Genomic DNA, 19,825 nt, shown 5'->3' on the forward strand with positions numbered 1-19,825 from the left:
CCCTATATGAAAATCAGATCGGATGACGAAACGGTTGCCCTCGGGGATTTAGGAACGAGCCTATGGCATTAAAAGATTTTCTGCGCTTTTTCTTGAGCCTGGCAATGACAATTGCGTTATCGTCAGCGGTGCGCGCCGAGAGTGTGAGCCTCGTCGGCTTGGGCGACAGCCTCATGGCCGGTTTTCAGCTCCCGCCCGAGGACGCCTTTCCTGCCCGCCTCCAAAAGGCCTTGAAAGACAAAGGCTTCGACGTCACCATCGCCAACGCCGGCGTTTCCGGCGACACGACCTCCGGCGGCCTTGCCCGCATCGACTGGTCGGTGCCCGACGGAACGAAAGGCGTGATCCTCGAGCTCGGCGCCAACGACGCGTTGCGCGGTATTCCGCCGGAAGAGTCGCGGAAAAATCTCGAGGCGATGATCGCCCGGCTGAAGGAGCGCGGCATCGCCGTGCTGCTCGCCGGCATGGTGGCGCCACCCAACATGGGAACCGACTATGCCGCCCGCTTCAACCCCATCTACCCGGAGCTGGCGGCGAAATACGATCTCCAACTCTATCCGTTTTTTCTCGACGGCGTGGTGACGGACGGCGCGTTGAAGCTCGAGGACGGAATGCATCCGAACAGCCGGGGCATCGGCAAGATGGTCGAACGCTTCCTGCCTGTCGCCGAACGATTCATTGCCGCGCTGGCGAAAGGAGATTGATCAATCGGTCCACAGTTAAGAGAAAGTTAACGCTCTGTCGCGCTAAATAACAGTTGCGTGCAGACTCGATGCGTGATTCGCTAAGACATCTGCAAGAGATTCGGGGAGCTCGCCATGCCGAGACTGTTCACCGCCCTCGAAATTCCGCGCAATGCAGCAATGAGCCTTTCTTTGCTGCGCGGAGGTCTTCCCGGAGCTCGATGGATTGATGTGGAGAACTATCACATCACTCTGCGTTTCATCGGCGATGTTGACGGACGTACCGCCGATGAGATCGTCGAAAGGCTCGACCGGATCGAACGCCCCGAATTCCAGCTGCAATTGACGGGCACCGGCGCCTTCGGCTCGAAAAAACCGCATTCGGTCTGGGCCGGCGTCAGCAACGAACCGGAAATGTTTGCGCTTCAGGCGGAAATCGAGCGCATCTGCCAGCGCCTCGGCCTGCCGCCGGATCCGCGCAAGTTCACGCCCCATGTGACGCTCGCAAGGCTGCGTTCATCGCGCGTCGAGGACGTCGTGAACTATCTCTCGGGGCGCGGCAATTTCCTCACCTCACCATTTGCGGTCTCCCGCTTCGTTCTCCTGTCGTCGCGCGATTCCGTCGGCGGCGGTCCGTACCTGACGGAAGAGGTATTTCCGCTTCACGAGGCGCGCTCCTCGAGCCTTGCCAGCAAGGACAAGCACCCTGCTTCCAGCGTCTGGTAGAGCGTTTCGAAAACGTCCGCCGCTTCGTAATAGGGATCCGGAACGTCTCCCGCCTGACCTGTGGCATAACGCATGAAAAGATGCACCTTGCCCGCCATTGTCGAAGGCGCGAGCGCGCCAAGGTCGCGGACGTTGCTCATGTCCATGCCGAGGATCAGGTCGAAGGCGGCAAAATCCGCCACGCCGACCTGGCGCCCGCGTAAAGCTGCAATATCGATGCCGTGCGCCTTGGCCACCGAAATCGACCGCTGATCCGGCGGAGCGCCGACATGCCACGCGCCGATGCCGGCGGAATCGACCGAGACCGCTTGCCCGTGGCCGGCCCTGTGCACGAGATCGAGCATGACGCCCTCGGCCAGCGGCGAACGGCAAATATTGCCAAGGCAAACAAAGAGAATTCTGACCGGTTTCATGTGATCCCGTTGGCATTGAGAGCAGGTGGCATGGCCTATAGCGCCGCGCGTCCTATCAGACGCGCAAAGGACGTTGTAGCACTTTGCATTGCTGCATGTTTTTATCCTTAAATCGGGTACGATCTAAGGAAAAATGCAGTAGGCGGAGTTTATCCGCGATAATGCCGTTGTTAACCACGAAAGATCGCAGGGAGAAACAGCATGAGGCCGGAAAAACTGGATGCCGAGGCTGTCGCCGAGCATTTGCACAAGATGGAGGGCTGGGTTCTTGCCGAGGATGGCGCATCGATCTGGAAGGCGTTCCGGTTCAAGAATTTTGCGGAGGCATTCAGCTTTATGACGCAATGCGCCCTCGCTGCAGAAAAACTCGATCACCACCCCGAATGGTTCAACGTCTACAACAGGGTCGACGTCACGCTTTCGACGCACGATGCGAACGGGCTGACGGAGCTCGATTTCAAGCTGGCGGCAAAAATGGATCGCGCGGCGGCCGGCCGGATGCCCGACCATTTGAAATAGCGGATACCCTTCCCATATCAGGCTCCTGCATGTTTCCTTAAATCCTAGGCGATTTAAGGATAAAAATATGCAGCAATGCAAAGTGCTACAGCGACCTTTGCGCGTCCGAAAAGACGCGCGGCGCTGCAGGGCCCAAATCGGAAACGGACGCGATGGACGATATCAAGATCGGTGAAATTCTTCTTCCTGGCGAGGAATCCGAACAGGAACGCCGGGAGCGCAAGGTGCGCCGCCGGTTCTGGCCGACCTTTCGCCGCGCAGCCCGCCAGATTCCCTTCAGTCGCGATCTCGTTGCCGCCTTTTATTGCGCGGTGGATCCGAAGACGCCGACGCGGACACGCGGTATTCTGCTCGCAGCCCTTGCCTACTTCGTCCTGCCACTCGATTTCGTGCCGGACATGCTGGCCGTCGTCGGCTTTTCCGACGACATCGCCGTGTTGACGGCCGCCTTCGCCGCGATCAGCGGCCAGATCAAGGAAGCGCATTACCAAAGAGCCGACGAAGCCCTGCGCGACAGGCCGGATGAGGAATGATCGCCGGAATGCGAGGCCGCCGCATTTCTGCCTGAAAGACAAACTCTTGCCTGATTCTTTGTGACATAGATTCCGCAAACGTAACGGCTGTGGGCGAATTGGCTGCAGGACAGTGCGTTGCGGCGAGATTTGAGACAGGGAACTCCTACCGGCCACGGCCCTCCAGAATTGACGATCGACCGAACCGGCAAATCCGCAGGAACGAAGAACGGCACGCCGGATGAGCGCGCTAACTTTGTCTGCCGGGTGTGTCGCGGCCTGTTTCGGGGCGGAAACGAGCGGATTGCAGTGATCGTTGACGGTTTAGTAACCTGAATTAAGTCAAAATAAATCAAAACGTGACTATGCGTTGCCCGTCTCACACGTTTCGGGCGATCGCAAGCAAGACAAGCGGCAGGACCTCATGTTTGTAAGAAAGATCGCAACTGCAATCGCACTCGTACTGGCGGCAGCCGGCGTTGCTTCCGCTCAATCTCCGACCCGGATCCAGCAGTTCCAAGCCTGGGGCGCCTATTCCTACCAGGCCGGCGCCGGCAAGGTCTGCTACGTCCTGTCCGTTCCGAAGGACAAGAGCCCTGCCGGTGTCGACCATGGCGATATCTTCTTCCTCGTCTCGCAGCGCCCGGGGCAGAACATCAGCTACGAACCTCAGGCGATGATGGGCTATCCGCTGCAGGACAATTCCAAGGTCAATGTGGTCATCGACGGCAAGACTTTCGTCATGTTTACCAAGGGCAATTCCGCCTGGGTCGAAAACGCCGCGGAAGAGCCGGCGCTGGTGGCGGCGATGAAGTCGGGCAAGGACATGTCGGTCAACGCGAAGTCCCGCAAGGGAACCGCGACTTCCTATTCCTATTCCCTCTCCGGCATCTCCGCCGCGCTGAAGCAGATCGAAGCCTGTAAGTAACCCTTAGGGTGGCATAAATCGATCCGAAGGCCGGCCTTGGCGCCGGCCTTTTTGCATTACAGCGCCGCGCGTCCTATCAGATGCTCAAAGGACGCTGTAGCAGTTTGAAATGCTGCATGGTGACTCGCGGCGAAAAGAATGCTAAAGCGCCGCCAAATTCAGAGCCCCGCGCCTATTGCCGCGCCCGAAGGCTCGCCAGTTTTCAATTCGAGCATCGGAACATGATCCGGAACCCCCTCCGGACGGGCCTTCGCTGTATGACAGGACATCGCAAGCATGGCAGCCACTGAGATCTTGAACAGGGCGGACATCAAGGCGCCACAGGTGCGGCTGATGCCCCAGGCCGAGAAGCCGTCGCTGATCGGCCTTCAGCGCGAAGACATGGCCAGGCTGCTCGTCGAGAGGGGCGTGCCCGAGCGCCAGGTCAAGATGCGCGTGAGCCAGCTCTGGCACTGGCTCTACGTCCGCGGTGTTGCCGATTTCGATCAGATGTCGAACGTCTCCAAGGACATGCGCGAGATGCTCAAGGAGCATTTCACCATTGCCCGGCCGGAGATCGTCGAGGAGCAGATTTCGAACGACGGCACGCGCAAGTGGCTCCTGCGCTTTCCGCCGCGCGGCGCCGGCCGGCCGGTCGAGATCGAGACCGTCTACATCCCGGAGGAAGGCCGCGGCACGCTCTGCATCTCGAGCCAGGTCGGCTGCACGCTCACCTGCTCCTTCTGTCACACGGGCACCCAGAAGCTGGTGCGCAACCTGACGGCGGAAGAAATCCTCGCCCAGTTGCTGCTTGCCCGCGACCGGCTCGGCGATTTCCCCGAACGCGACACGCCGCAAGGCGCCATCGTGCCCGCGGAAGGCCGCAAGATCACCAATATCGTGATGATGGGCATGGGCGAGCCGCTCTACAATTTCGAGAACGTCAAGACCGCTCTCCTGATCGCGTCCGACGGCGACGGTCTTTCGCTCTCGAAGCGCCGCATCACGCTCTCGACCTCCGGCATCGTGCCCGAGATCTACCGCACCGGCGAGGAGATCGGCGTCATGCTGGCAATCTCGCTGCATGCCGTGCGCGACGACCTGCGTGACATGCTGGTGCCGATCAACAAGAAGTATCCGCTGAAGGAGCTGATGGAGGCCTGCCGCGCCTATCCCGGCCTGTCGAACGCCCGCCGCATCACCTTCGAATATGTGATGCTGAAGGATGTCAACGACAGCCTCGAGGACGCGAAGGAACTGGTGAAGCTGTTGAAGGGCATTCCGGCAAAGATCAACCTCATCCCCTTCAACCCCTGGCCGGGCACCAACTACCAGTGCTCGGACTGGGAGCAGATCGAGGCATTCGCCGACTTCATCAACCAGGCCGGCTACGCCTCGCCGATCCGCACGCCGCGCGGCCGCGACATTCTCGCCGCCTGCGGCCAGTTGAAGTCGGAATCCGAGCGCATGCGCAAGGTCGACCGCCTTGCTTTCGAGGCGATGATGATTGCCAATCACGGCGAGGACTGAGGCTGGAGGAAGCGCGCGAGGCGGTTTTCGCTGGCATTTGCCGCTTGTTGCCCCTCACGGCATTTGCCGCTTGTCGCCCCTCGCCCTAGCTCTCTCCCTGCCCGCGGGTAGGGGGGACTGCGAGTGCGCGGCATACCCCTTCTCCCCGCTTGCGGGGAGAAGGTCGCGGCAGCGGGATGAGGGGCAAATACGACTCGCCCTCCAAAGTCACCACGATCGATGAAGAAGTTTGATGGATGAAGCTACTCCCATCGATTGATTTCATCCTTCCGCTTTCCTAAGAAGGCGGCGAAATCATCTGGAGCGGAATGAGGAAGGCTCGCTGTGGCCTTGCCTCACAATCCCACGCCAAAAATCGGAGAACATCCATGCGCTCACTTCTTATAGCTCTTGCCGCCACTGCGGCGCTCTCGCTCCCGGCGCGCGCAGACGAAGTCACGGTTGCCGTGACGGCAATCGTCGAGCATCCCGCCCTCGATGCCGCCCGCGACGGGGTCAAGGATGCGCTTGCTGCCGCCGGGTATAAGGAAGGCGAGAACCTCAAGTTCATCTACGAGTCGGCGCAGGGCAACCCGGCGACCGCAGCGCAGATCGCCCGCCAGTTCGCCGGCGAAGCGCCGAGCGTCATCGTGCCGATCTCCACGCCCTCGGCACAGGCGGTGGTTTCCTCGACGCGCGACATCCCGGTGGTCTTCACCGCCGTATCCGATCCGTTGGGCGCGCAGCTCGTCAGGGACATGGAAAAGCCCGGTGGCAACGTCACCGGCCTTTCCGACATGTCGCCGGTTGCCGAGCATGTGACGCTGATCAAGGAGATCCTGCCGAACGTCAAGTCGATCGGCTATCTCTATAATTCCGGTGAAGCGAACTCCGTCTCGCTGCTTGCTGCCCTCAAGGCCGAAGCCGAGAAGGCGGGGCTTACCGTGGTCGAGTCTGCCGCGACGAAATCAGCCGAAGTCCAGGGTGCCGCCCGCGCCCTCGTCGGCCGCGCCGACGCGATCTACGTTCCGACCGACAACACGATCATCTCCGCGCTTGAAGGTGCAGTCGCGGTCGCCGAGGAAAGCAAGCTGCCGCTCTTCACCGCCGATACCGATTCCGTCTCCCGCGGCTCGGTTGCGGCCCTCGGCTTCAACTACTACGACGTCGGCAAGCAGACCGGCGACGTGGTTGTGCGTATCCTGAAGGGTGAAAACCCGGGCGACATCGCCGTCAAGGTCGCCGCCGGCACCGATCTCGTCATCAACAAGGCTGCCGCCGCCAAGATGGGTGTGACCCTGCCGGAAAGCGTGATCAAGCGCGCGACCCGCGTCATCGAATAACGACGGCGCGCCTCGAGGACGCAAGTTTATTTGCCTTTTTGCCGCCCCCGTTCCATACGGGGGCGGTTCGTTATCAACAAAGACGTTGCGCGCATCCCTCTTGCGCGAAACATGACTGAAAAGGGCCGAGCGTTGAGTCAAATCGCTTTCTGGGGAGCCGTGGAGTTGGGGCTCGTCTATGCCTTTGTCGCCGTCGGCGTCTTCCTTGCCTTCCGCGTGCTCGACTTTCCTGACCTGACGGTCGACGGGTCGTTTCCGCTTGGAGCCGCCGTCACCGCGGTGCTGATCATTGCGGGCGTCAATCCGTGGCTTGCCGCGGCCGTCGCGATGGTCGCCGGTGCCGCGGCCGGCATCGTCACGGCGCTCCTCAACGTGCGCTTCCGCATCCTCAATCTGCTCGCCTCGATCCTGACGATGATCGCGCTCTTCTCGGTGAACCTGCGCGTCATGGGCAAGCCGAACGTCGCGCTGATCAATGCCGACACCATGCTTTCGCCGTTCTACGGGCTGGGGCTTAGGGACTTCTACGTTCGCCCGCTCTTCGTCGGCATTCTTGTGCTTGTGGCCGTCGTCGTCGTCTGGCGCTTTCTTGAGAGCGACGCCGGCCTCGCCATGCGGGCGACCGGCGCCAATGCGCGTATGGCCCGGGCGCAAGGGGTCGATACCAGCCGCCAGATCTATCTCGGCATGGCGATCTCCAACGCGCTTGTTGCCTTCGGCGGCGCGCTCTTCGCCCAGACCAACGGCTTTGCCGACGTAACCTCGGGCGTCGGCACGATCGTCGTCGGGCTTGCCGCCGTCATCATCGGCGAAACGCTGTTCGGCGCTCGCGGCATCCTGATCGCGCTCGCCGGCTGCGTGCTCGGCTCGATCCTCTACCGCATCGCCATCCAGCTCGCGCTTTCGACGGACATGCTCGGCCTGCAGGCCTCCGACCTGAACTTCGTGACCGCGGCGCTCGTCACCGTAGCGCTCGTCCTTCCTCGTCTGCGCCGCGGAGGTGCCGCATGATCAGCGTCAAGAACATCAAGGTCGTTTTCGGCAAGGGCACACCCTTGCAGAAGCAGGCGCTGAACGGCGTAAGCCTGACGATCGAGCAGGGCTCGTTCGTCACCGTGATCGGCTCGAACGGGGCCGGCAAATCGACGCTGCTCGGCGTGCTCGCCGGAGATGTCCTGCCGAGCGAAGGCGAGGTGACGATCGGGCACACGGACGTCACCCGCAAGGGAACGGCGGCGCGCGCCGGCCTCGTTGCGCGCGTGTTCCAGGACCCGCTCGCCGGTAGTTGCGGCACGCTTTCGATCGAGGAAAACCTGGCGCTTGCCGCGAGGCGCGGTGAAAGCCGCGGCCTGACGCCGGCGCTTGGCGCGAAACGGCGCGAGCATTTCCGCGAGCGGATCGCCGAGCTCAATCTCGGCCTCGAGGACCGCCTCGGCGACCGCATGGATCTCCTGTCAGGCGGCCAGAGGCAGGCCGTGTCGCTGGTGATGGCGACGCTGGCCGGATCGGAAGTTCTGCTTCTCGACGAGCACACCGCGGCGCTCGATCCGGGCATGGCGGAATTCGTCATGAATCTCACGCAGAAGATCGTCACCGAGCGCAAGCTGACGACGATGATGGTCACCCATTCGATGCGCCAGGCGCTCGACTACGGCCATCGCACGATCATGCTTCACGGCGGCGAAATCGTACTCGACGTCGCCGGCGACAGCCGCAAGACGCTGCAGGTCGAGGATCTTATCGCCATGTTCCGCCGCATCCGCGGCCAGACGCTCGACGACGACGCGCTGCTGATCGGGTGAACCGAGTGCCGCCGCCGCTTGCATCGCCGCTGCCCCTCATCTGCCTGCCGGCATCTTCTCCCCGCTCGCGGGGAGAAGAATGGGTGCTGCGACGCCGACGCCAAACGGCGGCCTTCAACGAATTGTCATGCCTTCGGCCGAGGAAGGACTGAGCGGTTGCCGCTTGTCTCTTCTCCCCGCCTGCGGGGAGAAGATGCCGGCAGGCAGATGAGGGGCAAAACCAGCCGCCGCGTACCTCAGCGCGCCTGGGTCAGGAAGATCTTGACCGCGAAGACTGAGAACACGCCGGCAAAGCTGAAGTCGAGGGCGCGCATGAAGCGCTTGTTCCTCTGCAGCCAGGCGGCGAGCCAATCGGCGGCAAGCACCACCATGGCATTCACCGGCATGCCGATGACGATGAAGAAGAAGCCGAGGAACAGGAGCTTGCTTGTGACCGACGGATCGGTCGCGCTGACGAATTGCGGCAGGAAGGTCATGAAGAAGATCACGACCTTCGGGTTGAGGATATTGACCGAGAAGCCGGTCGCAACGTTCGAAAAGACAGTTCCCTTCGCCCCCTCGATCTTCTTCACCGAGAGCGTCGAGCCGTGGCGGATCGCCTGGACGGCAAGCCAGAAGAGATAGGCAGCCCCGCCGGTCTTCAGCACCAGAAAGGCGGTCGGCGACGCGGTGATGAGCGCCGAAATACCGAAGGCGACGAGCATCGTGTGAACGACGATGCCGAGGCCGGTGCCGAGCACGACAAAGAGCGCGGCCTTCCTTCCCTGCGCCAGGGATCGGCTGATCGAAAGGGTCATGTCCGGTCCGGGCGTTGCCGCCAGAAGCAGGCTGGCGGCAGCAAAGGCGAGCAGCGTCGGCAGGCTGGGCACGAAGTCCATGGCGAATTCCTCAACGAGACGATTGCCGGTGATACCGCCGGACATGCTTTTTTGCCAGTGGATTCGCCGTGTCCTGTCGCGATGCCGCCTGTCGCGGCGCCTCCTGACGCGTCAAATTACGGCGCGGGGTACTGTAATGCTTGTATCCCTTCAAGTTCTGGCTAAAGTGCCGCAGATTTTGCACGCGGCATTGCCGCCCTTCCCAGAGCAGACGGACAGAACCCATGGCATCGCATAAAGACGTGAAGAAGGTCGTTCTCGCCTATTCCGGCGGTCTCGACACCTCGATCATCCTCAAGTGGCTGCAGACGGAACTCGGCGCCGAAGTGGTGACCTTCACCGCCGATCTCGGCCAGGGCGAGGAACTGGAGCCGGCGCGCAAGAAGGCCGAGATGCTCGGCATCAAGGAAATCTACATCGAGGACGTGCGCGAGGAGTTCGTGCGTGACTTCGTCTTCCCGATGTTCCGCGCCAATGCCGTCTATGAGGGCGTCTACCTGCTCGGCACCTCGATCGCCCGTCCGCTGATCTCCAAGCATCTCATCGACATCGCCAAAAAGACCGGCGCCGACGCGATTGCCCATGGCGCGACCGGCAAGGGCAACGACCAGGTCCGCTTCGAGCTGTCGGCCTATGCCTTGAACCCGGGCATCAAGATCATCGCGCCCTGGCGCGACTGGTCGTTCAAGAGCCGCACGGATCTGCTCGAATTTGCCGAAAAGCACCAGATCCCGGTCGCCAAGGACAAGAAGGGCGAAGCGCCCTTCTCCGTCGACGCCAACCTGTTGCACTCCTCCTCCGAGGGCAAGGTGCTCGAAGACCCGGCGCAGGAAGCCCCGGAATATGTTCATATGCGCACGATTTCGCCGGAAGCCGCGCCCGACAAGGCGACCGTCATCAAGGTTGGCTTCGAGCGCGGCGACGCCGTTTCGATCAATGGCGTGCGCATGTCGCCGGCGACTTTGCTTGCCAAGCTCAATGAATATGGCCGTGACAATGGCATCGGCCGCATCGACCTCGTCGAAAACCGCTTCGTCGGCATGAAGTCGCGCGGCGTCTACGAAACCCCCGGCGGCACCATCCTGCTGGCGGCGCATCGCGCGATCGAAAGCATCACGCTCGATCGCGGCGCCGCCCACCTCAAGGACGAGCTGATGCCGCGTTATGCCGAGCTCATCTACTACGGTTTCTGGTTCTCACCGGAACGCGAAATGCTGCAGGCGGCGATCGACAAGAGCCAAGAGCATGTCGAAGGCGAAGTGACGCTGAAGCTCTACAAGGGCAACGTCATGGTCACCGGCCGCGAGAGCGCGAAGTCGCTCTATTCCGACAAGCTCGTCACCTTCGAGGACGACCAGGGCGCCTACGACCAGAAGGACGCCGCCGGCTTCATCAAGCTCAACGCGCTGCGCCTGCGCACGCTTGCGGCGCGCAACCGTTAAAAGCTGGCAAGACCAATCGAACCAGAAGCCGCGGCGGACAACCTGCCGCGGCTTCTGGTTGGCAGCTTGCTTATTCCGCCGCTTCGCGCAGCTTGTCGTCGGACGCTGTCGGCGCGATGAGCGGCCTCGAACGCACGGTCCTTCGATACCAGAAATAGCTCGCTATCGAGATGAGACCGAAACCCGGAATGATCGTGCCGAGCGCCAGCGCCGGGGCGCCGACGAGAGCGGCGAGCGCCCCGCCGATGAGCCCCGAGCTCATCTGAATGAAGCCCATCATGGCCGATGCCGTGCCGGCGATATGCGGGAAGGGCACCATGCAGGCTGTCATCATGTAGGGCATCACAAAAGCAATGCCGAAAGCGTAGATGCCGACCGGCGCCATCACCGAGAGGAAGGTCGGCTCGAGCGCATGCATGGTGAAGGAGAGGACAAGGCTGGCCATACCGATGAAGGCGAGGCCAGCAGGCACGAGCGCCTGCGGCGTGAAACGCCGCATCAGGAGCCGCACCGTGACGGTGCCCGAGAAGAAGAGGCCCGATTGCATGAGCATGCCGACCCCGAATTCGGTCGGCGTCAGGCCCACTTGCCCGATTAGCACGAAGGGCAGCATGGTCGCCCATGCGTAAAGCGCGCCGACAGCACCGGCGATCACAAACGTCGAGGACACGAAGCGACTGTCCGTCAGCAATTCGCCATAAGCCCCGAGAATCGGCCGCAAATGCCCCTTGCTGCGGTCCGGCGTCACCGTTTCCACCATGAAGAACTGCACGGTGAAGCACGCCATCAGGGCGAAACCAACCATCAGGAAGAAGATCGACTGCCAGCCGAAGAGCCCGAGCGCGATGCCGCCGAGCGTCGGCGAAACCGCAGGACCGAGCGCCAGCATCATGCCGATCATGTTCATGATGCGGGCGGCGGGGGTGCCGGTGAACTGGTCGCGCACGATGGCGCGCGCCACCGTCATGCCGACGGAGGCGCCGGCCCCCTGCACCAGGCGCCCGGCGAGCAAGACGCCGACCGAGGGGGCGAAGGCCGCCATCAGGCTGCCGGCAAGATAGATCGCCATGAAGATCAACGTCGCCGAGCGGCGTCCTATGACGTCGGAGAGCGTGCCCGAGACGAGCTGGGCAAAGGCGAAGCCGCCGAAATAGAGCGACAGCGTCATTTTGATCGCCGCCTCGCTGGTGGCGAAGGCGCGAACGAGTTCCGGCATGGCCGGCGTATAGAGCGCCATGGAAACCGGGCCAAGCGCCACCAGGAACGCGCCGATGATGCTCGTGCGCCGCTCGCTCATCCTGAGCGTCATTCGGCTGCCCCTTTATCCCTATTGCTTTCCTTGCCGGCAAGGCAGGGATCGAGTCGGCGAAGGTTGTCGCGCAGGATCCGGAGATTGCCACGCAACAGTTCCAGCCCCCCCTCGCCCAAGCCCTCGGTATAGGCGCCCATCATCTCGCGTAGGCCCGCCATCATCTCGTCGATGAGCGCATCGGCCCGATCGCTGACGACGACGTTCTTGGCGCGCCGGTCGGCCGGATCCGGCACCCGCGCGACAAGCCCCAGCGCTTCCAGGCGATCGAGATAGGCCGAGAGCGTCATCGGTTCGATACCCATTCGCGTGGCGATTTCCGCCTGCTTGATGCCTTCCGTCGTGGCGACCTGGATCAGCGTGCGCGCTTCGCCGGGCGTGATCCCGAGCTGCATGGCGTTGACCTTGCGGTCGAAGGCACCGCGGAGCAGCCGCGAGACGTCGTTGAGCAGCATCCCGATCGTTTCGGATTCAAGTTTTCTCGGCATCTCAATCGTTCACAAGGAATATAGTAAGTTTTACTTATCATATTCCTTGGACGCGTTCAATGTGGGGATGCGTGGTGCCCGCCTACAGTAGCGGCCCAATCAAAACCCTCCCCTTGGCGGAGGGGTCTTGTCGTGTCTGGAGAACGATCTCAGCCTTCGAGCTCTTCGCGCAGCATCTCCAGCTCCAGCCATTCTTCTTCCATCCGCGCGAGCCCTTCTCTCAGCTTTTCCAGTTCAGCAGCGATTTTGGCGAAGCCGTTCGGATCCTTCGAAAACAGATCGGGATCGTGCATCCTCTCTTCCCGTTTCGCGATCTCCGCTTCGGCCTTGGCTATCTCCTTCGGAAGGTTTTCGAGCGCGAACTTCTGCTTGTAGGAGAGCTTGCTCTTGGCCTTCGGCGCTTCGGATGCAGCCGCAGGAACGTCGGTCGATCTGGCTTTCTCCGACTTTTCGACCTTCCGCCTGTCCTCGATTGCGCCTTTGCGCTGCGCCATCATGTCGGAATAACCGCCGGCATATTCGATCCAGCGGCCGTCCGGCGCCTCCGGATTGGCCGGCGCGATGGTCGAGGTCACCGTGCGGTCGAGAAAGTCGCGGTCGTGGCTGACGAGGATTACCGTGCCCGCGAATCCGGCGACGATCTCCTGCAGGAGATCGAGTGTTTCGATGTCGAGATCGTTGGTCGGCTCGTCGAGGATCAGGAGATTGGTGGCGCGCGCCATGATGCGCGCCAGCATCAACCGCGCACGCTCGCCGCCCGAAAGCTCGCGGATAGGGGTGCGGGCCTGCTCCGGCTGAAAGAGGAAGTCTTTCATGTAGCCGGTGACGTGGCGCTGCTCGCCGTTAACGAGAAGGGTCTCCCCGCGCCCGTCGGTCAGGTAATGCGAAAGCGTATCGTCGAGTTTCAGGTCCTCGCGCTTCTGATCGAGCGTCGCCATCTCGAGATTGGTGCCGAGCTTGACGGTTCCGGAGTCCGGCTCGATCTGGCCGGTCAGAAGCTTGAGCAGTGTCGTCTTACCGGCGCCGTTCGGGCCGACGAGGCCGATCCGGTCGCCGCGGTGCACGCGGATCGAGAAGGGCGCGACGATCGTGCGATCGCCATAGGCCTTGGTGATCTTTTCCGCCTCGATGACCAGTTTGCCGGATTCCCTGGCATCGGCGGCCGTCGCCTGAACCGTGCCCTGCGGTCCCTTGTGGCCGCGATAGCGCGCCCGCATGTCCTGCAACTCGCCGAGACGGCGCATGTTGCGCTTGCGCCTTGCGGTGACGCCGTAGCGCAACCAGTGCTCCTCGCGCTCGATCGCCTTGCCGAGCTTATGCTGCTCCAGCTCCTCGGCCTCGAGCACCTCGTCACGCCATGCCTCGAAATGGGCAAAGCCGCGATCGAGCCGGCGCGACTGGCCGCGATCGAGCCAGACCGTCGCCGTCGAAGCCTTTTCGAGGAAGCGCCGGTCGTGCGAGATGAGCACCAGCGCCGAGCGGCTGCGGACGAGCTCGTCTTCCAGCCATTCGATTGTCGGAAGGTCGAGATGGTTGGTCGGCTCATCGAGGAGCAGGATGTCGGGCTCCGGCGCCAGCACGCGGGCAAGTGCGGCGCGCCGCGCCTCGCCGCCCGAAAGTCGCCTTGGATCCTCCTCCCCCGTCAGCCCCAGATGCTGCAGCAGATAGGCGGCGCGATAGGGATCATCGCTTGGGCCGAGCCCCGCTTCCGCATAGGCCTGGACCGTGTCGAAGCCTTCGAAATCCGGTGCCTGGTGCAGGTAGCGCACCGTCGCCGAGGGATGGCGGAAGATTTCACCCGATTGCGGCTCGACGAGACCGGCGGCCGTCTTCATCAGCGTCGACTTGCCCGAGCCGTTGCGGCCCACGAGGCAGATGCGGTCGCCGGGCTCGACCTGCAGGTTGGCGCCGGCAAGCAGCGGCGTGCCACCGAAGGTCAGGAAAATGTTATCAAGCTTCAGAATGGGTGGCGCCAAGGTTTCAGGCTCCGGAAAGATCATAGGGTCGAGCGAGAATGACCGCCCGGCCGGATTTCAAGGAAAAGCGGACCGGCCCCTCCGCAACGTTGGAAATGGTCCGTGACGAGCCGAAGGGCAGCGCGAAGTCATCGAGCGGATAACGCGCATTGTCGATGGAAAGACCGGAAAGTGCGCTGAGTCCGAGAATCGAAAAAAGGCTGCCCTTGGGTAGGTCGATCTCGCGGGAACCGGGCAACAAGGGATGGGCCTCCTCCTCGCCGGAGGTCATCAGCACCGGCAACCCCTCTTCGGCGATCGCCACGGCGCGCAGCAGATGCAGGAAGGCATGGTCGCTTCTGGTGCCGCCAAGCGCTCCGACGAAGATCAGCGACGTTGCGCCCCGCGCAAGCGCCGCCTCGACCCCGATCTCGCCGTCGGTCGCGCTCTTGGCCGCCGGATAGCGCTCGCGCGGCACCGCGGCGAATGCGGCCAGCAACGCGTCGTCAGTCGAATCGAAGTCGCCGACCCAGAGCTCGGGAACGATACCAAGCGCCTTCGCATGGCGCATGCCACCGTCGGCCGCGATGAAGCGACTGCCGGAAAGCTGCTTTGCGAGCCGCTCGGTGCGGGTGAGCGCGCCCCCGAGAAGGATGGTGAAGGTCTGTTGGGCCATGGCAGAAGCCCATAGCGCAAAGGGACGACAAAGGAAAAGGCCGAAAGCCATTTTGCGGCGGCAAGGCTGCGCTTTTCGGCGGCTGCGTCTCCGGCGATCAGTCCTCCGGCGGAGCTTCACCGGGAAAAAGCATGCCGGCATAAATGCCGGGCGTCGAATCCGGTATCTCCACCGCGCCGACGGTGCGGGCGTAGAAATCCGCGGGACCGACACCGCCGATGATGGCGTAGCCGTAGCCGGCGGTGCGCATCGCCATCAGGCTTTCGATAAGCAGTGCCTCGCCGATCCCCTGACCACGCATCGCCTCGTCGACGCCTGTCGGCCCGAAGAAACCAAGCGCCGTCACGTCATGGCAGGCGAAGCCGACGATCCGGCCTTCGTGGACGGCGACATGGATCCGCGTCGGGGTTGAGGAGAAGGCAGCCTCGGCCTCACCTGCCCAGCCGGCGCCGAACCGTTCTTCGATCCAGGCGAGCACGATACCGCGTTCCGGAGCCATCGCCCGGCGAATGCTGATGCCAGGACCGAGCCGGGAAGCACGCCTTTCAGGCAAGGCATAGAGACGAACGAGCATGTCTGGCATGAGAATACCTCCCCACTACGGCGCCGCGCGTCTGATCAGACGCGCAAAGGACGCTGTTGCACTTTGAATTGCTGCAGGAGACGAACAAACGCCGCCGACAAGTGTTTGGTCTAATAGCGCAGATGGCTTGGACGGCAAATGTTTCCGCCGAAACTCGGCTTGCCAGACCTGCCGCCGAAAGCTAAATCTTTGCTGCTCTAACGGGGTGCCTTCGGTCCGCTTGCGGAACCAAGGCTGAGAGGCTCAAGCCAACCCGCGGAACCTGATCCGGCTCATACCGGCGGAGGGATTAGAAGCGATCGGACCGATGCGCCTCCTTTTCCCGCAACATCAACAAAAGGGAGAGAGGTGCCCGTCATGTCCATTTACACCAAATTGCTTCGCCGGCTGGCGATTGCGGCGACGGCCGCGACTTTGCCGTTCGGCGCCAGTGCCGCCGAAAAGACGCTGACGATCTACACCTATGAGAGTTTCATCAGCGAATGGGGCCCTGGCGCGAAAGCCGCCGAGGCCTTCGAGAAAACCTGCGACTGCGAGGTCAATTATGTCGGCGTCGCCGATGGTGTCGAGCTTCTGACGCGACTGAAGCTCGAAGGCGAGCAATCGAAGGCGGACATCGTGCTCGGTCTCGACACCAACCTCGTCGCGGAAGCCAAGGCGACGGGCTTTTTCGCCCCGCACGATCTCGACACCGCCGCCTTGAAGGTTCCGGGCGGCTTCTCCGACGACACTTTCGTTCCGTATGACTACGGCCATTTCGCCGTGATCTACGATACCGAAACCGTGAAGACCCCGCCGAAGAGCCTGAAAGAACTGGTCGACGGCGATCCTTCGCAAAAGATCGTCATCGAGGATCCCCGCACCTCGACACCGGGCCTCGGGCTGCTGCTCTGGGTGAAATCGGTCTATGGGGACGAGGCAGCCGCCGCCTGGGCCAAGCTCAAGGACCGGGTGTTGACCGTGACCCCCGGCTGGTCGGAAGCCTACGGCCTCTTCACCAAGGGCGAAGCGCCGATGGTGCTGTCCTACACCACCTCGCCCGCCTATCACATGGTGGCGGAAAACACCGAACGCTATCAGGCCGCGCCCTTCGCCGAGGGCCACTACATCCAGATCGAAGTGGCCGGCGTGACGAAGAACACCAAGGAACCGGAACTCGCCAAAGAGTTTCTGGCCTTCATGACCGGTCCGGAATTCCAGTCGATCATTCCGACGACCAACTGGATGATGCCGGTTGCGGAAACCAAGGAACCCCTGCCGGACGCCTTCGGCAAGCTCGTCAAGCCGGAAAAGACATTCCTGATGTCTTCCGAGGAGGTCGCCGCCAATCGCAAGGCGTGGATCGACGAATGGCTGGCGGCCATGAGCAAGAACTGAGGCAGGCTTGTCCGGTGCTACCGAAAGACGGATGACGATAGCCGCCGGGGCCTTCAGCCTCGGCGGCATTCTGCTGTTCGTCGCCCTCGCCGTCGTCGCCCTCCTCGCGCAGTCGAGCGGTGGTTATGCCGGCGCCCCGTTCGACGCCTATGTCTGGCGCGTCACCCGCTTCACGCTGCTTCAGGCGAGCCTCTCGACGATCCTCTCCGTTCTATTCGCGATCCCGGTGGCGCGTGCGCTTGCCCGGCAGGCAAGTTTTCCCGGCCGCATCTGGCTGCTGCGGCTGATGGCGCTGCCGCTCGGCCTGCCCGCTCTCGTCGCAGCGCTCGGCCTCATTCAGGTCTGGGGCCGGCAAGGCTTTCTCAATACCGTCCTCGTCGCGATCGGGCTCAACGATCCGATCAGCATCTATGGGCTTTTCGGCATTCTTCTCGCCCACGTCTTCTTCAACATGCCGCTTGCGGCGCGGCTGATGCTTGCGGGGATCGAGCGGATTCCGGGCGAATACTGGCGTACCACCGCCAATCTCGGCATGCCCTCGGTCGCAATCTTCCGCTTCATCGAATGGCCGGCGATCCGAGGGCTGTTGCCGGGCATCGCCGGTCTCATCTTCATGCTCTGCGCCACCAGTTTCACGCTCGTGCTGACACTCGGCGGGGGACCTGCGGCAAGCACGATCGAAGTGGCGATCTATCAGGCGTTGCGCTTCGATTTCGACCCGCCGCGTGCGATCGCCCTTTCCGGCCTTCAGGTCGCCTTGACGGGTGCCCTGCTTCTCGTTCTGAAGGTGCTGGCGCCGCCACCGCCGGAGAGCGAGACGACCGGCAAGGCAATGAGGCGGTTCGACGGCGTGAGTGGCCGGTCACGACTCGCCGACGGGCTCTGGCTCATCCTTGCGCTCGCTTTCGTCGGACTGCCGTTCGCCGCGATCGCCTATTCCGGCCTGCAGGCGGACTTGCCGAGGCTCGCCCGCGATGCTGCCGTACACCGTGCCTTCGCCACCAGCGCTGTGATTGCTTTTCTTTCGGGCGCGACAGCCGTTGGAGCGACCGCCGTGATGATCCGCGCGCAGCAGGTTACCTTGATGCGACGACAGGCGGGAGCCGCCGCCCGCGGGTTTACCGGCATGATCGGCGCCAGCACCTCCTTCGTCCTGCTGGTGCCGCCGGTCATCCTCGGCGCTGGCTGGTTCCTGCTGTTGCGCCCCGTCGGCGATGTCGCGCGTCTTGCGCCGGCCGTCGTCATCGCCATCAATGCTCTGATGGCGCTTCCCTTCGTCCATCGCGTGCTCGCTCCGGCAATGGCCACCCATGCGGCACGGACGGATCGACTGGCGGCGAGCCTCGGTATCGCGGGCTTTCATCGCTTGCGATGGATCGACTGGCCACCGCTGCGTCGACCCTTGCTCATGGCCTTCTCTTTCGCCATGGCCTTGTCCCTCGGCGATCTTGGGGCAGTGGCCCTGTTCGGCTCGCAGGACATGACAACCTTGCCTTGGCTGCTCTACAGCCGCATGGGAAGCTACCGCACCGCCGACGCTGCGGGACTTGCATTTATCCTCGGCCTCATCTGCCTGGTCCTCACCGTGCTCGGTACGGCGGGAGACAACGGCGCGCGCGAAGGAAGAGACGCATGAATTCGCCCGCCTCCGTTTCCGCGGCTGTTTCACTCAAGGACGTCGAAGTGCGTTTCGAAACGACGACGCTCATGTTCGACTGCGTGATTCCGCCCGGCCAGATCGTCGCGGTCGCCGGTGCTTCGGGGTCTGGGAAGTCGACACTGTTCAACGTCATCGCCGGATTTGAAGAACCGGGGCAAGGCGCAGTTCATATTCTCGGCGAAGACATGGCGGCGCGCCTGCCGGCCGAACGCCCGGTGTCGGTCATCTTCCAGGAGCATAACCTCTTTGTCCATCTCGACGCGGCAACCAATGTCGGCTTCGGCATCAACCCGGCGCTGCGCCTGTCCGCCGTCGACCGCGCCAAGGTGGCCGATGCGTTGAAGCGTGTCGGCCTCGACGGCTTCGGCGGGAGATTGGCGCCGACGCTTTCCGGCGGCGAACGTCAGCGCGTGGCACTTGCCCGTGCGCTCGTCCGCCACCGTCCGCTGCTCCTGCTTGACGAACCCTTTGCCGCTCTCGACCCGGGCATGAGAGCGGAAATGCGCGAACTTTTGCGCGACCTCCACGACGAGGAAGGCAATACGATCCTGATGATCACGCATCATCCCGATGATGTGAGACTGCTCGCCGACAGCGTGCTTTTCCTCGACCGGGGGCGTATCATCGCTCATGACCCCGTCGATCGTTTTGTCGAACGGCGCGACATCACGGCGATCAACCGCTTCCTCGGCCGCGAATGAGGCTGGCCGTCGGCCGGCCACGGCAGCAATTCAAGGCGCATTTGAAAACACACACGGCGCAGGAGAGAATTTTTCGCCAAATTGCCGTTCGCCACAATTTGACCGCCGCGCTGTGCGACGCGCGGAATATCTGACGGTTGGCGCGATGTTCGCGCATCCGTTGCTGTGATACCACGGGGCAACTATTTCTACGGGGATCAGCTAGGCAGACGGCGCTGAAATCGTTACAGCACGATCATGGCTGAAACACCCAGGCTGGGACACTGTATCCGGCTGAAAAAGTAGGATTTTTCAACGTCGGCGCTCAAGTTGTGGCATGCGCCGGCGGAGGGGAACGGGCTG

General features: G+C 62.6%; 20 protein-coding genes and 1 riboswitch. Of the genes, 13 read left to right on the top strand and 7 right to left on the bottom strand.

Annotated elements, in window-relative coordinates:
* The first annotated feature begins 62 nt into the window (after positions 1 to 62).
* Positions 63 to 704, top strand: a complete 642-nt coding sequence (locus tag RB548_RS17935) for an arylesterase (protein ID WP_331372568.1) — start codon at positions 63 to 65, stop codon at positions 702 to 704.
* A 114-nt stretch (positions 705 to 818) separates the two neighbouring features.
* Positions 819 to 1,409, top strand: coding sequence for an RNA 2',3'-cyclic phosphodiesterase (gene thpR / locus RB548_RS17940; RefSeq protein ID WP_331372569.1), 591 nt, complete (start codon positions 819 to 821; stop codon positions 1,407 to 1,409).
* On the opposite strand, the gene RB548_RS17945 is transcribed toward thpR, so the two are convergent.
* Positions 1,346 to 1,822 carry a low molecular weight protein-tyrosine-phosphatase gene (locus RB548_RS17945; RefSeq protein WP_331372570.1) on the bottom strand — a complete coding sequence of 159 codons (477 nt, stop codon included), beginning with the start codon at positions 1,820 to 1,822 and terminating at the stop codon, positions 1,346 to 1,348. The genes thpR and RB548_RS17945 overlap by 64 nt on opposite strands.
* Positions 1,823 to 2,023: 201 nt before the next feature.
* Between RB548_RS17945 and RB548_RS17950 the strand changes: the two genes are divergently transcribed.
* The 7 genes from RB548_RS17950 to RB548_RS17980 all read left to right on the top strand — a co-directional run bounded on the left by RB548_RS17950 (position 2,024) and on the right by RB548_RS17980 (position 8,414).
* Complete coding sequence (locus RB548_RS17950; RefSeq protein WP_136505355.1) at positions 2,024 to 2,341, top strand: 4a-hydroxytetrahydrobiopterin dehydratase; 318 nt, start codon at positions 2,024 to 2,026, stop codon at positions 2,339 to 2,341.
* A 152-nt stretch (positions 2,342 to 2,493) separates the two neighbouring features.
* Positions 2,494 to 2,874: a YkvA family protein gene (locus RB548_RS17955; protein WP_331372571.1), complete on the top strand. Its 381-nt coding sequence runs from the start codon at positions 2,494 to 2,496 to the stop codon at positions 2,872 to 2,874.
* 403 nt (positions 2,875 to 3,277) lie between these two features.
* The gene (locus RB548_RS17960) at positions 3,278 to 3,781 is read left to right on the top strand and encodes an invasion associated locus B family protein (protein ID WP_331372572.1); all 504 of its coding nucleotides are present in this window, start codon (positions 3,278 to 3,280) and stop codon (positions 3,779 to 3,781) included.
* Between the two features lie 333 nt (positions 3,782 to 4,114).
* A complete protein-coding gene (gene rlmN, locus RB548_RS17965) occupies positions 4,115 to 5,290 on the top strand; it encodes a 23S rRNA (adenine(2503)-C(2))-methyltransferase RlmN (RefSeq protein WP_408642422.1) in 1,176 nt (391 codons plus the stop codon).
* A gap of 368 nt (positions 5,291 to 5,658) precedes the next feature.
* Entirely contained in the window at positions 5,659 to 6,612 is a 954-nt protein-coding gene (locus RB548_RS17970; RefSeq protein WP_331372574.1) for an ABC transporter substrate-binding protein, read from the top strand.
* A 132-nt stretch (positions 6,613 to 6,744) separates the two neighbouring features.
* Positions 6,745 to 7,623, top strand: a complete 879-nt coding sequence (locus RB548_RS17975; RefSeq protein WP_331372575.1) for an ABC transporter permease — start codon at positions 6,745 to 6,747, stop codon at positions 7,621 to 7,623.
* Positions 7,620 to 8,414 carry an ABC transporter ATP-binding protein gene (locus tag RB548_RS17980; protein ID WP_331372576.1) on the top strand — a complete coding sequence of 265 codons (795 nt, stop codon included), beginning with the start codon at positions 7,620 to 7,622 and terminating at the stop codon, positions 8,412 to 8,414. The genes RB548_RS17975 and RB548_RS17980 overlap by 4 nt, the downstream gene beginning before the upstream one ends.
* 236 nt (positions 8,415 to 8,650) lie before the next feature.
* Here the strand turns inward: RB548_RS17980 and RB548_RS17985 are convergent, their stop codons facing one another.
* Complete coding sequence (locus RB548_RS17985) at positions 8,651 to 9,292, bottom strand: LysE family translocator (RefSeq protein WP_331375008.1); 642 nt, start codon at positions 9,290 to 9,292, stop codon at positions 8,651 to 8,653.
* A gap of 224 nt (positions 9,293 to 9,516) precedes the next feature.
* Between RB548_RS17985 and RB548_RS17990 the strand changes: the two genes are divergently transcribed.
* Positions 9,517 to 10,734 (top strand): argininosuccinate synthase, encoded by a 1,218-nt coding sequence (locus RB548_RS17990; RefSeq protein ID WP_331372577.1) that lies wholly within the window; start codon positions 9,517 to 9,519, stop codon positions 10,732 to 10,734.
* A 70-nt stretch (positions 10,735 to 10,804) separates the two neighbouring features.
* On the opposite strand, the gene RB548_RS17995 is transcribed toward RB548_RS17990, so the two are convergent.
* The 5 genes from RB548_RS17995 to RB548_RS18015 all read right to left on the bottom strand — a co-directional run bounded on the left by RB548_RS17995 (position 10,805) and on the right by RB548_RS18015 (position 15,745).
* Entirely contained in the window at positions 10,805 to 12,043 is a 1,239-nt protein-coding gene (locus RB548_RS17995; RefSeq protein ID WP_331372578.1) for a multidrug effflux MFS transporter, read from the bottom strand.
* Complete coding sequence (locus RB548_RS18000) at positions 12,040 to 12,531, bottom strand: MarR family winged helix-turn-helix transcriptional regulator (RefSeq protein ID WP_331372579.1); 492 nt, start codon at positions 12,529 to 12,531, stop codon at positions 12,040 to 12,042. The genes RB548_RS17995 and RB548_RS18000 overlap by 4 nt, the downstream gene beginning before the upstream one ends.
* 149 nt (positions 12,532 to 12,680) lie before the next feature.
* Complete coding sequence (locus RB548_RS18005) at positions 12,681 to 14,507, bottom strand: ABC-F family ATP-binding cassette domain-containing protein (RefSeq protein WP_331372580.1); 1,827 nt, start codon at positions 14,505 to 14,507, stop codon at positions 12,681 to 12,683.
* A 4-nt stretch (positions 14,508 to 14,511) separates the two neighbouring features.
* Positions 14,512 to 15,162, bottom strand: coding sequence for a thiamine diphosphokinase (locus RB548_RS18010; protein ID WP_331372581.1), 651 nt, complete (start codon positions 15,160 to 15,162; stop codon positions 14,512 to 14,514).
* A gap of 97 nt (positions 15,163 to 15,259) precedes the next feature.
* Entirely contained in the window at positions 15,260 to 15,745 is a 486-nt protein-coding gene (locus RB548_RS18015) for a GNAT family N-acetyltransferase (RefSeq protein WP_331372582.1), read from the bottom strand.
* Between the two features lie 191 nt (positions 15,746 to 15,936).
* A riboswitch (TPP riboswitch) is annotated at positions 15,937 to 16,051 on the top strand.
* 51 nt (positions 16,052 to 16,102) lie between these two features.
* Here RB548_RS18015 and thiB point away from each other — a divergent pair.
* Genes thiB through RB548_RS18030 form a run of 3 tightly spaced genes read left to right on the top strand, consistent with a single transcriptional unit; the run spans position 16,103 to position 19,483 of the window.
* A complete protein-coding gene (thiB, locus tag RB548_RS18020) occupies positions 16,103 to 17,122 on the top strand; it encodes a thiamine ABC transporter substrate binding subunit (protein ID WP_331372583.1) in 1,020 nt (339 codons plus the stop codon).
* Positions 17,123 to 17,153: 31 nt separating this feature from the next.
* Positions 17,154 to 18,758 (top strand): thiamine/thiamine pyrophosphate ABC transporter permease ThiP, encoded by a 1,605-nt coding sequence (gene thiP / locus RB548_RS18025; protein WP_331372584.1) that lies wholly within the window; start codon positions 17,154 to 17,156, stop codon positions 18,756 to 18,758.
* On the top strand, positions 18,755 to 19,483 hold the full coding sequence (locus tag RB548_RS18030; protein WP_331372585.1) for a thiamine ABC transporter ATP-binding protein: 729 nt from the start codon (positions 18,755 to 18,757) through the stop codon (positions 19,481 to 19,483). Before thiP ends, RB548_RS18030 begins: the two co-directional genes overlap by 4 nt.
* The last annotated feature ends 342 nt before the right edge of the window (positions 19,484 to 19,825 follow it).

Source organism: Sinorhizobium chiapasense, from assembly GCF_036488675.1.
In the GTDB taxonomy this organism is placed as follows: domain Bacteria; phylum Pseudomonadota; class Alphaproteobacteria; order Rhizobiales; family Rhizobiaceae; genus Sinorhizobium; species Sinorhizobium chiapasense.

Bases quoted from the DNA above. Each gene is read 5' to 3' on its own strand.
- RB548_RS17935 (WP_331372568.1), top strand. From the start codon at position 63: ATGGCATTAAAAGATTTTCTGCGCTTTTTCTTGAGCCTGGCAATGACA.
- thpR (WP_331372569.1), top strand. From the start codon at position 819: ATGCCGAGACTGTTCACCGCCCTCGAAATTCCGCGCAATGCAGCAATG.
- RB548_RS17945 (WP_331372570.1), bottom strand. From the start codon at position 1,822: ATGAAACCGGTCAGAATTCTCTTTGTTTGCCTTGGCAATATTTGCCGT.
- RB548_RS17950 (WP_136505355.1), top strand. From the start codon at position 2,024: ATGAGGCCGGAAAAACTGGATGCCGAGGCTGTCGCCGAGCATTTGCAC.
- RB548_RS17955 (WP_331372571.1), top strand. From the start codon at position 2,494: ATGGACGATATCAAGATCGGTGAAATTCTTCTTCCTGGCGAGGAATCC.
- RB548_RS17960 (WP_331372572.1), top strand. From the start codon at position 3,278: ATGTTTGTAAGAAAGATCGCAACTGCAATCGCACTCGTACTGGCGGCA.
- rlmN (WP_408642422.1), top strand. From the start codon at position 4,115: ATGCCCCAGGCCGAGAAGCCGTCGCTGATCGGCCTTCAGCGCGAAGAC.
- RB548_RS17970 (WP_331372574.1), top strand. From the start codon at position 5,659: ATGCGCTCACTTCTTATAGCTCTTGCCGCCACTGCGGCGCTCTCGCTC.
- RB548_RS17980 (WP_331372576.1), top strand. From the start codon at position 7,620: ATGATCAGCGTCAAGAACATCAAGGTCGTTTTCGGCAAGGGCACACCC.
- RB548_RS17985 (WP_331375008.1), bottom strand. From the start codon at position 9,292: ATGGACTTCGTGCCCAGCCTGCCGACGCTGCTCGCCTTTGCTGCCGCC.
- RB548_RS17990 (WP_331372577.1), top strand. From the start codon at position 9,517: ATGGCATCGCATAAAGACGTGAAGAAGGTCGTTCTCGCCTATTCCGGC.
- RB548_RS17995 (WP_331372578.1), bottom strand. From the start codon at position 12,043: ATGACGCTCAGGATGAGCGAGCGGCGCACGAGCATCATCGGCGCGTTC.
- RB548_RS18000 (WP_331372579.1), bottom strand. From the start codon at position 12,531: ATGCCGAGAAAACTTGAATCCGAAACGATCGGGATGCTGCTCAACGAC.
- RB548_RS18010 (WP_331372581.1), bottom strand. From the start codon at position 15,162: ATGGCCCAACAGACCTTCACCATCCTTCTCGGGGGCGCGCTCACCCGC.
- RB548_RS18015 (WP_331372582.1), bottom strand. From the start codon at position 15,745: ATGCCAGACATGCTCGTTCGTCTCTATGCCTTGCCTGAAAGGCGTGCT.
- thiB (WP_331372583.1), top strand. From the start codon at position 16,103: ATGTCCATTTACACCAAATTGCTTCGCCGGCTGGCGATTGCGGCGACG.
- thiP (WP_331372584.1), top strand. From the start codon at position 17,154: ATGACGATAGCCGCCGGGGCCTTCAGCCTCGGCGGCATTCTGCTGTTC.
- RB548_RS18030 (WP_331372585.1), top strand. From the start codon at position 18,755: ATGAATTCGCCCGCCTCCGTTTCCGCGGCTGTTTCACTCAAGGACGTC.